This is a genomic window from Sphingobium sp. (assembly GCF_041987595.1).
GTDB lineage: Bacteria > Pseudomonadota > Alphaproteobacteria > Sphingomonadales > Sphingomonadaceae > Sphingobium.
Genome location: NZ_JBHIWJ010000107.1, coordinates 1 through 12,737, shown reverse-complemented (window position 1 = coordinate 12,737; position 12,737 = coordinate 1). Strand labels below are relative to the sequence as shown.

The window sequence follows — 12,737 nt, the reverse complement described above, 5'->3', positions numbered from 1 at the left end:
GTATTTCCCTGCCGTCGCCGCTTATGAGCAGCAGGCGGCGGTGGACATAGCCCATGCGGCGGACATAGCCGTCATGGCTGAGATCCAGCCGGCTGCCGCTTTCGCTTTCCTGCCGGTTGAGTTCGACCTCGGTGACGCCCTTGCCCAGCGTGCCATCGGGCAGCAGCGCGGTCGAATTGCTGTCGTCGAGTACCAGCGTGCTGTGGGCGGCGGTGGTGCGCAGGCCCTGCGCCAGATCGCGCGGCATGAAGGCGCCCTCCAGCGCCGCGCCGCCACAATTGACGATCAGCCGCTGCGACCCGTCGCTGATCTCGATCGCCCCCGTCGAGGCGCAGCCTGCATCCGCCAGTTGCGCCACCGGCGGCGGAGCGGCATCGATCTGGACTATGGTGCCGCCTGCTGCAAGCCGCTGATAGCCCCAGTCGCGGGCCTGCCGCAGGGGGCGGGCGCGTACGCGACTGGCGCGGATCACGGCCTCTATGGTGGCGGGGTCGATCGCTCCCGCCCCCTGCCAGCTGCCAAGACCCCCGTCGCCATGGACGAGGCCAAGCAGCGCGGGAACCGCTTTGCCGAGCGCATCCCTGAGGAAGATCGGCGGCTGTTCGCGGCGCACATCATAGACCGCCAGCACCATGGTCAGCAGCATGATGGTTTCGAGCTGGTCGATCGGCGAGCGTGAAACGATGCCGCCATCGCCATGGAGGCCGCTGTCGATGGCGCGCTTCAGGCCCGCTTCCCCGAACAGCTTGCGCGCCGCGCCGCCGGGCAGCAGCATCGAGGCCGCGACGATTCCGCCCCAGGCGACCAGACGGGGCAGGCCGATCGGCGCCTTGTCCGCGCTGCGGTCGAGATGGCGGGCGGTGCGGGCGATGCAGTTCAGCACCAGCGAGCGGTAGACGAGGTCGCTGGACGACAGGATCAGCGGCGCATGGGCCGACCAGAAAAGCAGCCGCCAGCCCGCATTGTCGGCGCGCCAGGCGGGTTCGCTCGGCGTGTCGGCGTGGGCATCCAGCCATTTGCGCATGACGCTTTCGGCGACCGGCGCAGCCTGTTCGCGGGTTGCGACGGTGGCCAGATCGCGCAGCCAGTGGAAGCCGTGCAGATAGTCGGCAAAGGACGGCAGCAGGTCGAGCCGCTCGAAATCCAGCGTCTTGAGGGGCTGTCTAAGACCCCGGAACAGAAAGTAACCGGCGCGGATGGCCTGTCCGGCATGAGCGCTGCCGGGAATCTCATCGTCCGGCACCGCAAGCAGTTTGAGCGGATATTTGCCCTTCAGGCGGCGGCCGTGGATCGGCGTCTTCCAGCTGAGCAGATAGAAGCGATTGGCGATACGCTGGGCCAGCGAAAGCCCCTTGTCATCCGCGACGCGGATGAGCCGCTTCCCCTGTTCGATCCCCTCCTCTTCGGGGCCGGGTCCGGCCTCGGGAGGGACGGAATGGGGGGCGAGGCGCCTGCGGTCGCTCACCCGCCCCGCAGGGTCCGGATATTGTCCGCATAGGCGGATGCGCCGCCGCGGAAGGTTGCGGTGCCCGCCACCAGCACGTCGGCGCCCGCCTCGATCGCCTGCGGCGCAGTGGTGAAGTCGATGCCGCCATCGACCTGCAGGCGGATGTCGCGGCCCGATTTCTCGATCATCTTGCGGCAAGCCTCGATCTTGCGCAGCTGGTTCGCAATGAAGCTCTGGCCGCCGAAGCCGGGATTGACGCTCATCACCAGGATCAGGTCGACATCGTCGATCAGATAATCGAGCATCTTGGCCGGGGTGCCGGGGTTAAGCACCACGCCCGCCTGCACGCCCAGCGACTTGATGTGCTGGATCGAACGATGGATATGGGGGCCGGCCTCGGGATGGACGGTGATGATGTCCGCGCCCGCCTCGGCAAAAGCGTTCAGATACAGGTCCACCGGCGAAATCATCAGATGGACGTCGAAGGGCTTTTTCGTGTGCGGACGCAGCGCCTTCACCACGCCGGGGCCGATCGTGATGTTGGGCACGAAATGGCCGTCCATCACATCGATGTGAATCCAGTCGGCGCCCGCTTCGTCGATGGCGCGGACCTCTTCGCCCAGACGGGCGAAATCGGCGGACAGGATGGAGGGCGAGATAAGGATCGGGCTGGTCATTTGACCTTTGGCCTTAGCCGCGCGTTAACAAGAGGGCAACGTATGATTTCGGGCTATCCACAGGGATTTTGAGGCCGTGGAAAACTGCGTCAGGACAGGACGAACAGGGTCGGGTCCAACCCCTTCGACGGGCCGGCGCCTTTGGGCAGGAACTGCTTGACGCCGTGCAACGCAACAACCTGATTTTGTTCGATGATGGGCGCGGCGATCAGGCGCATGGCGCATTCGCCTCCATCGGCCGGACGAATGTCGACGTCCAGCGTGAAGCCGCGCCGGTGGCGGATCGCGTAGGCGCGCAACCGTTCCATCGCGGCGCAGCTGTCGGGGGCATAGAGCGCCACGGCGAGCGGACGGGGGACCAGCATATCGCGTTCCAGCCCGAATATGTCATAAACGCCGCTGGTCCAGTTGAGGCTGTTGTCGGCGAGATTGCAGTGCCAAAGGCCAAGCCCCCGTTCCGCCAGCGCTTCGTCGTCGCGGGCCAGCCGGTCGTCCAGCATCACCGGCGCCAGATGCTCCCGCAGCGCGTAAAGCGGCCAGCTATGGTGCAGTGGGAGAGGCTCGGTCGGGCGCAAGGCGAGTCTTTCTGTGGCCTGATCGCACCATGATGGATTGAGGGTTAAGCTTTAGTGGATCGCACCAGCCTTGCAACGAAAAAGCCGTCGGTTCCGCCTTTTTCCTTTAGGGAATCCGGCAGGGTGCGGATCCAGCCCTGCGCCGTGGGAATAATCGCTTCGGGCAGTTCAGCCGGGCTGGCCGGCTGAGAAGTGTAATCAGGATGGTTTTGGAGGAATTGCGCGATCTGCGCTTCGCCCTCCACCTGTTCGAGCGAGCAGGTGGCGTAGACCAGTGTGCCGCCCGGTTTCACCCACTGCGCGGCGCGGGCGAGCAGTTCGGCCTGGAGTTCCGCCAGTTCGGCGATCTGGCGCGGGCCGATGCGATGCAGCACGTCGGGGTGGCGGCGGTAGATGCCGGTGGCGGTGCAGGGGGCGTCGAGCAGGATGGCGTCGGCCGGGGCGGAGGGCGTCCATTGGCGCAGTTCGGCCTGCGCGACCTCAGCCGCAAGACCAGTGCGTTCAAGATTTTCGCTGAGGCGCTCAAGGCGCTTTTTCGACTGGTCGACGGCCGTGACGCGCCAGCCTGCGGCGGCCAGCTGCATCGTCTTGCCGCCGGGGGCGGCGCAAAGGTCGAGCACGATACGGCCCTTGCCCTCGCCCAAAAGGCGGGCGGGGATGGAGGCGGCGAGATCCTGCACCCACCAGGCGCCTTCGGCAAAGCCGGGCAGGTCGGGAATGGAGGCGCCTTCGGGCAGGCGGACATGGCCGGGGGCGAGGCTTTGGCCGCCCAGCTTCTCAGTCCAGAGCGCCGTTTCGCCGGGGGCGCGCAGAGTGACGTCGACCGGGGGGCGGGCCGCATAGGCCTGCGCGGCGGCTTGCGGCATGGCGTCGCCCCATTGCTCGGCCCAGCGTTCCGCAACATCTGCGGGCAAGGCAGGAGGCGAGGGGAGCGCCGGATGGGCGCGGGTCACGGTGCCGAAGACGCCGTGGACCAGCTTGCGCGGGCCGCCGTCGACCAGCGGCAGGGCGGTGGCGATGGCGGCATGGGGCGCGGTGCCCAGCGCGAGGACCTGAATCAGCGCGATGCGCAGGACCATGCGCGCCTTGGCGTCGTCGGGCAGCGGCTGGCGCGTGGCGCCGTCGATCAGCGCGTCGAGATCGGGCAGATGGCGCAGCGTTTCCGCTACAATGGCGTGGACAAGGGCGCGGTCGGCCGGGGGCAGGCCCTGCGCGGCGCCGTGCAGGGCCAGTTCCAGCGGATCGCCCCGGCGCAGCACCGCATCGAGCAGGCGCAGGGCGGCGCGGCGGGTGGGGAGGCCGGGGACGTCTTCGGGACGGGGGACGGCAGGGCGAGGTGCGGGGCGGCGGGGCATCATCGGCCCCTACGCGCTTTTGCCGCCATCTTCAAACGAAGCAGGCGACCGTATAGGCAAAGGCAGCCAGCAGGACGATGCTGGTGCCGACGCCCACCCATAGCGCCAGCCAGTCATTGCGCCGCGGGCGGGGCTTCATGCCCTTGGGGACGACGCGGAGCGATGAGGGGATGCGCTTGCGTCCCAGCGTCGCGATCGCGATCATGCGGCGGCCGATGCCGTGAAACAGGCGGGGTGCATGCCGGGAGAAGATCGTGTCGGACGCCACCTCCACGACCATGCCGCCCGCCTGACGCAGCACCGCGCCCGCCACATCGGCGACGATCTCGCCGACCTCGACCACCATGGCTTAGCGGCCGTGCGGATCGAGCGCGCTGCGGCGGCGCGACGGCGCATCCACCGGCGACAGGGCTGACGTTCGCGGGGTGCCCATGACCGGCGGCGGAGGACCCATATCCTGCGCCAGATCCTCCAGCGCGGCGATGCGCTTTTCCGTTGCGGGGTGGGTGGAGAAGAGTTCGCTCACATGCACCGGCACGATATAGAGCTGGGCGGCGGCGGGATTGCGCTCCGCGACGGGGTTGGGGATCATTTCGGCACGGCCGGAAATTTTGGCGAGAGCGGTGGCGAGGGCGCGGGGATTGCCGCTGATTTCCGCGCCTGCCGCGTCGGCGCCATATTCGCGGGTGCGGCTGATCGCCATCTGCACGATCATCGCGGCGAATGGGGCGACGATCACCGCCAGCAGCGAGGCGATGAGGTTGCTGTTGCCATTCTCATTATTGCCGCCGCGGAAGAACAGGCCGAAATTGGCGAGCATCGCGATCGCGCCCGCGATGGTCGCGACCATCGTCATGATCAGCGTGTCGCGGTTGCGCACATGGCCCAGTTCATGGGCCATGACGCCCGCTACCTCATCCCTGCTCAGCATCGAAAGCAGCCCGGTGGTGGCGGCGACGGCGGCATGGTCCGGATCGCGGCCGGTGGCGAAGGCATTGGGATGCGGCTCATCGATCAGGTAGACGCGGGGCATGGGCAGCTTCGCGCGCCGCGCGAGTTCGGCGACGATGCCATAAAATTCCGGGGCCGTGCTGGCGTCCACTTCGCGGGCATGGTGCATCGACAGCACGATTTTGTCGGCGTTCCAGAAGGTGAACAGGTTCATGCCAGCCGCCACCAGCAGGGCGATCACCGCCCCGCCGCTGCCGCCCAGCGTATAGCCCAATGCCATGAACAGCGCCGTCAGCGCCGACAACAGCATCACCGTCTTCATGCCATTCACTTGCAGATCGCTCCTTTGCCGCCCAGAATAGGGGCGAGCAATGAATATGGGGTGAGCCAGTCGCGCCCGCAATCGAAAGGATCGATCCATGGGAACTTTCAACGGCAAGCGCCCTGCGCATGTAAAGCCGCCCGCGCATCTGTCGAAAAGCCCGCCCGTGCCCCGGCCCGATCCGATCAACCAGCCCTCCCGCCATGAGGAGGAGCTGAGTCCGGTCCGCTATGGCGACTGGGAACGCAAGGGAATCGCTATCGATTTTTGATGCGGCGCGGCAAAGGGGCTATCGGCTCATCGTTGTTTTGGCACAGTTAACGATGGCCTGTGCCGCAGGCGCGAGAGGCGCGGTCCACGCCCCCTAGCCTTTGTCGACCCAAAGCGGGCAGGTCTGGCTCGAGCGGAGAAAAAAACGGATCGGGGCGCGAGTTAAGTGAACGTGGTTGCTGAGATCAATGTGAGGTCAGTGTCGGATTACGCGCCAGAGGATGCGGCGCTTCTGTGTGCAGTGGGTCGTCTGGTCTGTGCCTGGACGATGCTGGAACAGAGCCTGGAAGCAAAAATCGCGATAATGCGGGAAGCCATGGGGGATGTGCGGACCGTGGGTGCCCGGACCCGTCCGGGCATGACGAAACTGATGACGGAACTCAGGACCATGGTTTCCATGCGCGACCGCCGCAATGCGAGCGCGCTGATGGAAATATCGGATATCGAGCGCGACATGCAGAGGATCGACCGTTTCCGGTCGCTCATCATCGGCGGCTTTCAGCAGCCCGCGCCCGGCGGCTTTACATGCCGTGATGCGCGGAACAACCAGACGCATGTCTCGCTTGAGCAACTTGAAGCGGAAATTGCCTCCCTCGAAGGGATAGCCCAGCGGCTGCTGGCTGTCTGAAACGGGTTAAGTAATCTTCCACGCTTGATCTTTATGCGCACGGGGGCAAGATCTTTGCCTCTTTGCGCGCCCAGCGAGATAACAGGAGCATCATGTCCTACAAACGCATTCGCAAAGCCGTCTTCCCCGTCGCGGGGCTCGGCACGCGCTTCCTTCCGGCGACCAAGTCGGTCCCCAAGGAACTGCTGCCGGTCGTTGACCGTCCGCTGATCCAATATGCCGTGGACGAGGCGCGGGAAGCCGGGATCGAGCAGATGATCTTCGTCACCGGCCGCGGCAAGGGCGCGATCGAGGACTATTTCGACATGGCCTTCGAAGCCGAGGCGACCCAGCGCGAGCGCGGCAAGGACCTGTCCGCGCTGGACGGCACGCGCCTGTTGCCGGGCAATGCGGTGTTTCTGCGCCAGCAGGAACCGCTGGGGCTGGGCCACGCCATCTGGTGCGCGCGCGACATTGTCGGCGACGAGCCCTTCGCCATCCTGCTGCCCGACGAGTTCATGAAGGGCGCGCCCGGTCGCGGATGTTTGAAGCAGATGGTCGAGGCCTATGACAGGGTTGGCGGCAATCTGGTCTGCGCGCTGGAAGTGCCGATGGCCGACACGCCCAGCTATGGCGTGATCGATCCGGGCAAGCGCGACGGCGCGCTGACCGAGGTGAAGGGGCTGGTGGAAAAGCCCGCGCCGGGGACGGCGCCCTCGAACCTGATCCTGCCGGGCCGTTACATCCTCCAGCCGGAGGTGATGAAGATTCTGGAAACGCAGGAAAAGGGCGCGGGCGGGGAAATCCAGCTCACCGACGCCATGGCGTCGATGATCGGGCAGCAGCCCTTCCACGGCGTGACCTTTGACGGCCGCCGTTTCGACTGCGGGTCGAAGGCAGGCTATATCGAGGCCAATCTGGCGCTGGCGCTGGATCGCGCGGATATGGGCGAGCATATCCGCAAGTTCGCGCTGGCCGAACTGGGCGTGAGCGGGATCGCCGCTGCCGCCTGAGAAGAAGGGGCGGTGCAGCGCACCTGATCTCGCTTGTGGACAAAGAAAAGCGCCCCAGCCGAGACGGTTGGGGCGCTTTTTTGTTTCCAGTCCGGCGAAGAGCGTCAGAAGGGCACTTCGTCGTCGAGGTCATTGTCGAAATTGGGACCGCCCGCGCTGCCCCGACCGCCGCCGGAAGAACGGCCGCCGCCGGAGCCGCCGCCAAAGCCCCCTCCGCCGAAATCATCATAATCGCCGCCGCCAAAGCCGCTCGACCCGCCGCTCCAGTCGCCACCGCCCTGCGAGCGGCCGCCGCCGCCCTGACCACCGCCGCCCGGCGCGCCGTCCAGCATGGTCAGCACCGCGCTCGGTCCCTGCAACACGACTTCGGTGGTGTAGCGGTCGTTGCCGGACTGATCCTGCCATTTGCGGGTCTGGAGCTTGCCCTCGATATAGACCTTGCTGCCCTTGCGCAGATAGCGTTCGGCAACGCCGGCCAGACCTTCGGAGAAGATCGCCACGCTATGCCATTCGGTGCGTTCCTTGCGCTCGCCCGAATTGCGGTCTTTCCAGCTTTCCGACGTGGCGATCCGGATGTTGCACACCTTGCCGCCATTCTGGAAGCTGCGGACTTCCGGGTCCGCGCCCAGATTGCCCACCAGAATGACCTTGTTGACCGAACCCGCCATGTTTCCTCCGATACTTTAGCTGGCCCTTATAATCGGCCTGCTGATCGAAGCTACCCCAAACCGAGCGCGGTGGCGGTCCAGTATGTCGCACCGGCGGCGAGATAGGCCAGCACGAACAGATAGCCGATCATGAACAGCGGCCATTTCCATCCATTTGTCTCGCGCCGGGTGACGGCGATGGTGGAGATGCACTGTGGCGCAAAAACGAACCATGCGAGGAAGGCCAGCGCGGTCGGCAGCGGCCAATTATCCTTCAGCCGGTCGCCGAGGCTCCGCTCCAGCCTTGCTTCATCCTCGCTCGCGTCGAGCGAATAGACGGTCGCAAGCGCCGACACCGCCACTTCTCGCGCGGCCATGGCGGGAATCAGCGCCAGCGAAATGTCGCGGTTGAAGCCGATCGGCTCCAGCACGACGTTAAGGCCGTTGGCAATGCGCCCCGCGACCGAATAATTGACCTGGCTGACGCCGCCATTGTCCGGCGCCTTGGGGAAGCTGAGCAACACCCAGAGGATCACCGTCGAAGTGAAGATGATCGTGCCCGCGCGTTTCAGGAAGATCACGGCGCGCTGCCACAGGCCGAGCGCGATGTCCTGCGGGCGGGGCCACTGATATTTGGGCATTTCCATGAGGAAACCGCCGCTTGCCCCCTTGGTGACGGTGCGGCGCAGCACCAGTGCGGCCAGCATCGCGCCGAGGATGCCGGAAATATACAGGCAGAAGAGCACCAGCCCCTGCAGGCCGATGCCGACCGCCACCGTGCGTGCGGGGATGAAGGCGCCGATGATCACCGCATAGACCGGCAGTCGCGCCGAGCAGGTCATCAGCGGCGCGATCAGGATCGTGGTCAGCCGGTCCTTCGGATCGGCGATGGTGCGGGTCGCCATGATCCCCGGCACCGCGCAGGCGAAGGAGGAAAGCAGGGGGATGAAGGCGCGGCCCGACAGCCCGACCCTGGCCATCACCCCGTCCATCAGGAAGGCGGCGCGGACCATATAGCCGGTCGCCTCCAACATCAGGATGAAGAAGAAGAGGATCAGGATCTGCGGCAGGAACACCACTACCGACCCGACGCCGTTCAGCACGCCGTCGACCAGAAATGAGCGCAGCAGACCATCCGGCAGTTCCGCCGTCACCGCATTGCCGGCGGCTTCGACAAGCCCCTCGATCATCGCGATCGGCGCTTCGGACCAGGCATAGACCGCCTGGAACATCACGAACAGCAGCGCCAGCAGCAGCGCCAGACCCGCCAGGGGGTGAAGCGCCATCCGGTCCACCGCCGCGGTCAGGCGGCGGGACGGGGTTTCGCGCACGATGGCGGCGCGGGCGATTCGGCGGGCTTCCTGACGCAGGCCATCGAAATCGCGTTGCTGGCCGGAGGCGCGAACCTTGCCCCCGCTGCCATCGAGCATGGTTTCCAGTTCAGTGCGCAAATGGTCGAGGCCGCGCTTGCGCACCGCGACGGTGGAGATCACCGGCACGCCCAGTTCGCGGGAGAGAATGTTGGCGTCGAGTTCCAGCCCGTCGCGGGTGGCCAGATCGACCATGTTGAGCGCCACGATGGTCGGCAGGCCCAGCGCGATCAGTTCCAGCGCGAAGCGGAGGTGGTTGTCGAGATTGGAGGCGTCGACCACCACCACCAGCGCATCGGGCAGCCGCTCGCCCTGCTGCTTGCCCAATATGACGTCACGGGTCACCTGCTCGTCAGGGCTGGCGGGATTGAGGCTGTAGGTGCCGGGCAGGTCGACCAGTTCGATCGGGCGGCCGTCGGACAGGGAAAAGCGGCCCGCCTTGCGCTCCACCGTGACGCCGGGATAGTTGCCCAGCTTCTGCCGCGCGCCGGTCAGGGCGTTGAACAGGGCGCTTTTCCCGGCATTGGGATTGCCGACCAGCGCGATCAGCGGCAGGCCCGTCATGCGTCGTCTTCCAGCGACCCGATAGCCAACGGCCCAATTTCGGATGGTCCCGTGCGGACGGTGATGGCGGCGGCATGGTTGCGGCGCATTGCGACGGTCATGCGGCCGACCTTGCAGGCAATGGGACCGCGGCCCAGCAGGCCGCCATGGTGCAGCGCCTCGACACTGGCGCCTTCGCACAGACCGAATTCGCGCAGCCGTTGGCCATCTGAAGCGGACAGGGCCGTCCAGTCGATCAGATCCACATAGGCAGGTTGGCGCAACGGCAGGTCGGTCAGGCGCAAGGAAGGGCACTCGTCAATAACTTCTGCGAGTGACTATCAATACCGATTGCAAAAGGCCAGCAGGAATCGGTGACACATCGCGGCAGATTACACCGCTGGATAGCGCAGACGGCCGATGAAACGGGCGAGGCTCAGCCGCTCGCCGCCGCCTGCGCCCTTCCATCGCGCCTTGGCGCGTTCGAAGCGCATCACGCCCTCGATCCGGCGGGCCAGGAAGGCGCGGCTTTCGGCCCAGTCCTCGCTCTCATCGTCGACGAAAACCAGAAGGGTCGCGGCATAGACGCCCGCCAGCGTCATGCGCTTGCTATAATGGGCAAGGTCGGTCGACTCGTCGCCTGCCGCCCGCCACATGCCGTCAGCCGCGCGCCAGCCGAGCCTGGCAGCGCGGGTTGCGTTGCGCGGCATGGCCAGGATCGCCTGAGCGCGGCGCAGAGCTTCGCGGTCGCGCGCCAGCAGGGCGAGGCGGGCCTCGACCAGCGCCGTGATGCGCTGGCGAATCGATAGCGCCGCCAGCTTCTCCGGCGGCAGGGCAGCCAGCATCCGCTGGTCGATGCCGGCGAACCAGGCGTCGATCATGTCCATGGCGCCGCCCGGAAAGGCGAGACGGGCAATGTCCGCATCGATGCCGCATTGCTGCGCCGCCATGGTCACGGCCTCTGCGCGCCATCCGTCGAAGGCGGCATGGCGGGGCAGGATCGGGGCGAGCGCGGCGCGCACTTCGTCCAGCGTCATGTCTTCGTGCGTCGGGGTCATGGCGGGGGTTCTACGCCCGGCCCGGCTGACGCACAAGCGCCAGAGAGCAGCCACGGACGGTAGCCGGACTGGGGGACGGGAAAGCAAATCTTGGGTCATGGCCCCGCGCGGGCCGGGTTGAACTGGACGGGGCGGCTCCCTAACTGGCGTCGGCAAGTCAGTCCAGTTGCATTTTGCAACGTTGAAGAGGGAAATTCTATGTCGAGCCTGTTCGATCCCGTGCAGCTTGGCGCGGTCCGCGCGCCCAATCGCGTGCTGATGGCGCCGCTGACCCGCGCACGGGCGACCCGCGCCCATGTGCCGACCCCGATCATGGCGGATTATTACCGTCAGCGGGCTTCGGCGGGCCTCATCATCAGCGAAGGCGTCGGCGTGTCGCAGCAGGGCATGGGCTGGCCCCATGCGGCGGGTCTGTGGTCTGCCGAGCAGATCGAGGGCTGGAAGCCGGTGACCGCGGCCGTGCATGAGGCCGGCGGGCGCATCTTCGCCCAGCTCTGGCATATGGGGCGGCTGGTCCATTCGAGCGTGACGGGCGAGCAGCCCGTGTCCCCCAGTCCGATCACCGCGCCCGGCCATGCCCACACCTATGAGGGCAACAAGCCCTATGAGCAGCCTCGCGCCCTGACGGTGGAAGAGATCCCGGCGCTGGTTGAAACATTCGCGACCGCGGCGCGCAACGCGATCGCGGCCGGATTTGACGGCGTACAGATCCATGGCGCCAATGGCTATCTGATCGACGAATTCCTGCGCGACGGCGTCAACAGGCGCGAGGATGACTATGGCGGCTCACCGGAAAAGCGCGTGCGCCTGTTGCGTGAAATCACGCAGGCGGTCGCCGATGCCATCGGCGCGGATCGGACGGCGGTGCGCCTGTCGCTGAACGGCGACACGCAGGGCACTGACGACAGCGACCCGGCCAGCCTGTCGCTCGCCGTTGCGCAGGCGCTGGAGCCGATCGGCCTGGCCTTCCTTGAGCTGCGCGAATTGCGGCCGGATGGCACGCGTGGCGCCAGCGACGTGCCGCGCCAGTCTCCGCTCATCCGCCAGCATTATTCGGGACCGCTGGTGCTCAACAGCGATTATGACGCGGCGCGGGCGCAGGCCGATCTGGACAGCGGACTGGCGCAGGCGATCAGTTTCGGCAGGCCCTTCATTTCCAATCCCGATCTGCCGGAACGGCTATCCGCCGGGGCGCCGCTCAACGAACTGCAACAGGCCACTCTCTATACCCAGGGCGCGGAGGGTTATGTCGACTATCCGGCTCTGGAGGCGGCCTGAACGAAAAAAAAAGGGCCGCTCCATCGGGCGGCCCTTTCGCCCTGACGTGCAGGCGATCAGGCGCCGAATTTCTCGCGCAGGGTCAGCATGGCCATCGCGGCTTTCGCCGCTTCGCCGCCCTTGTCCTTCTCGTCTTTTCTGGCGCGGGTCAGCGCCTGCGCTTCGTTCTCGACTGTCAGGATGCCGTTGCCGATGGCGATACCGTCCATGCTGAGCGCCATCAGGCCGCGCGCGCTTTCGTTCGACACCACTTCGAAATGATAGGTTTCGCCGCGGATCACCACGCCGATGGCGACGAACCCGTCATAGCGGCCGCTTTCCGCAGCCAGAGCCACCGCACCGGGGATTTCCAGCGCGCCCGGAACCGTCACCACCTCATATTTATGACCTTCTTCGTCCAGCGCGGCAGTGGCGCCTTCGATCAGCAGGTCGTTGAGATGGTCGTAGAAGCGCGCTTCGACGATCAGGAATTTTGCCACCTTGGTTCCCCTTAAAGCTCGACGGACCGCTGCCCAACCGAACAAACATCGTCGTGACATCGCAGAAGGACTACGACGCGCCGGGGGCGATCGTCGTCGATTCGCTCAAACTCGCGCTGACGATGGCCGCGGACATTGCCGGCGA

16 protein-coding genes are annotated in these 12,737 nt (G+C 66.2%); 5 read left to right on the top strand and 11 right to left on the bottom strand.

Annotated elements, in window-relative coordinates; translation table 11 throughout:
- The 6 genes from ACFC3J_RS19135 to htpX all read right to left on the bottom strand — a co-directional run.
- Positions 1-1,465: heparinase II/III family protein (locus ACFC3J_RS19135; RefSeq protein WP_375197660.1), on the bottom strand; the 1,465-nt coding region annotated here is incomplete at its 3' end.
- Positions 1,462-2,124: a ribulose-phosphate 3-epimerase gene (gene rpe / locus ACFC3J_RS19130; RefSeq protein WP_375197659.1), complete on the bottom strand. Its 663-nt coding sequence runs from the start codon at positions 2,122-2,124 to the stop codon at positions 1,462-1,464. The genes rpe and ACFC3J_RS19135, both read right to left, overlap by 4 nt.
- Before the next feature lie 89 nt (positions 2,125-2,213).
- Complete coding sequence (locus tag ACFC3J_RS19125) at positions 2,214-2,699, bottom strand: diguanylate cyclase (protein WP_375197658.1); 486 nt, start codon at positions 2,697-2,699, stop codon at positions 2,214-2,216.
- A gap of 44 nt (positions 2,700-2,743) precedes the next feature.
- Complete coding sequence (locus ACFC3J_RS19120) at positions 2,744-4,054, bottom strand: RsmB/NOP family class I SAM-dependent RNA methyltransferase (RefSeq protein ID WP_375197663.1); 1,311 nt, start codon at positions 4,052-4,054, stop codon at positions 2,744-2,746.
- Between the two features lie 31 nt (positions 4,055-4,085).
- Positions 4,086-4,400 carry a hypothetical protein gene (locus ACFC3J_RS19115; protein ID WP_375197657.1) on the bottom strand — a complete coding sequence of 105 codons (315 nt, stop codon included), beginning with the start codon at positions 4,398-4,400 and terminating at the stop codon, positions 4,086-4,088.
- Positions 4,401-4,403: 3 nt separating this feature from the next.
- The gene (gene htpX, locus ACFC3J_RS19110; protein WP_375197656.1) at positions 4,404-5,336 is read right to left on the bottom strand and encodes a zinc metalloprotease HtpX; all 933 of its coding nucleotides are present in this window, start codon (positions 5,334-5,336) and stop codon (positions 4,404-4,406) included.
- Positions 5,337-5,424: 88 nt separating this feature from the next.
- Here htpX and ACFC3J_RS19105 point away from each other — a divergent pair, with 88 nt between their 5' ends.
- The 3 genes from ACFC3J_RS19105 (at position 5,425) to ACFC3J_RS19095 (ending at position 7,217) form a co-directional block, all read left to right on the top strand.
- Positions 5,425-5,598 (top strand): DUF1674 domain-containing protein, encoded by a 174-nt coding sequence (locus ACFC3J_RS19105; RefSeq protein ID WP_375197655.1) that lies wholly within the window; start codon positions 5,425-5,427, stop codon positions 5,596-5,598.
- Positions 5,599-5,796: 198 nt separating this feature from the next.
- Entirely contained in the window at positions 5,797-6,225 is a 429-nt protein-coding gene (locus ACFC3J_RS19100) for a hypothetical protein (protein WP_375197662.1), read from the top strand.
- Positions 6,226-6,317: 92 nt separating this feature from the next.
- A complete protein-coding gene (locus ACFC3J_RS19095; RefSeq protein ID WP_375197654.1) occupies positions 6,318-7,217 on the top strand; it encodes a UTP--glucose-1-phosphate uridylyltransferase in 900 nt (299 codons plus the stop codon).
- Positions 7,218-7,321: 104 nt separating this feature from the next.
- Here the strand turns inward: ACFC3J_RS19095 and ssb are convergent, their stop codons facing one another.
- The 4 genes from ssb to ACFC3J_RS19075 form a co-directional block, all read right to left on the bottom strand.
- Positions 7,322-7,885 carry a single-stranded DNA-binding protein gene (ssb, locus tag ACFC3J_RS19090; protein ID WP_375197653.1) on the bottom strand — a complete coding sequence of 188 codons (564 nt, stop codon included), beginning with the start codon at positions 7,883-7,885 and terminating at the stop codon, positions 7,322-7,324.
- A gap of 50 nt (positions 7,886-7,935) precedes the next feature.
- Entirely contained in the window at positions 7,936-9,798 is a 1,863-nt protein-coding gene (locus ACFC3J_RS19085; RefSeq protein ID WP_375197652.1) for a ferrous iron transporter B, read from the bottom strand.
- Positions 9,795-10,082, bottom strand: coding sequence for a ferrous iron transport protein A (locus ACFC3J_RS19080; RefSeq protein ID WP_375197651.1), 288 nt, complete (start codon positions 10,080-10,082; stop codon positions 9,795-9,797). Before ACFC3J_RS19080 ends, ACFC3J_RS19085 begins: the two co-directional genes overlap by 4 nt.
- 87 nt (positions 10,083-10,169) lie before the next feature.
- Entirely contained in the window at positions 10,170-10,835 is a 666-nt protein-coding gene (locus ACFC3J_RS19075) for a COQ9 family protein (RefSeq protein ID WP_375197650.1), read from the bottom strand.
- 198 nt (positions 10,836-11,033) lie between these two features.
- Between ACFC3J_RS19075 and ACFC3J_RS19070 the strand changes: the two genes are divergently transcribed.
- Positions 11,034-12,113, top strand: a complete 1,080-nt coding sequence (locus ACFC3J_RS19070; protein ID WP_375197649.1) for an alkene reductase — start codon at positions 11,034-11,036, stop codon at positions 12,111-12,113.
- Positions 12,114-12,169: 56 nt separating this feature from the next.
- Here the strand turns inward: ACFC3J_RS19070 and ribH are convergent, their stop codons facing one another.
- Positions 12,170-12,592: a 6,7-dimethyl-8-ribityllumazine synthase gene (gene ribH / locus ACFC3J_RS19065; RefSeq protein ID WP_375197648.1), complete on the bottom strand. Its 423-nt coding sequence runs from the start codon at positions 12,590-12,592 to the stop codon at positions 12,170-12,172.
- Between ribH and ACFC3J_RS19060 the strand changes: the two genes are divergently transcribed.
- The coding region (locus ACFC3J_RS19060; RefSeq protein WP_375197661.1) for a dihydrofolate reductase at positions 12,586-12,737 on the top strand (152 nt) is incomplete at its 3' end. The two genes, ribH and ACFC3J_RS19060, sit on opposite strands and share 7 nt — an antisense overlap.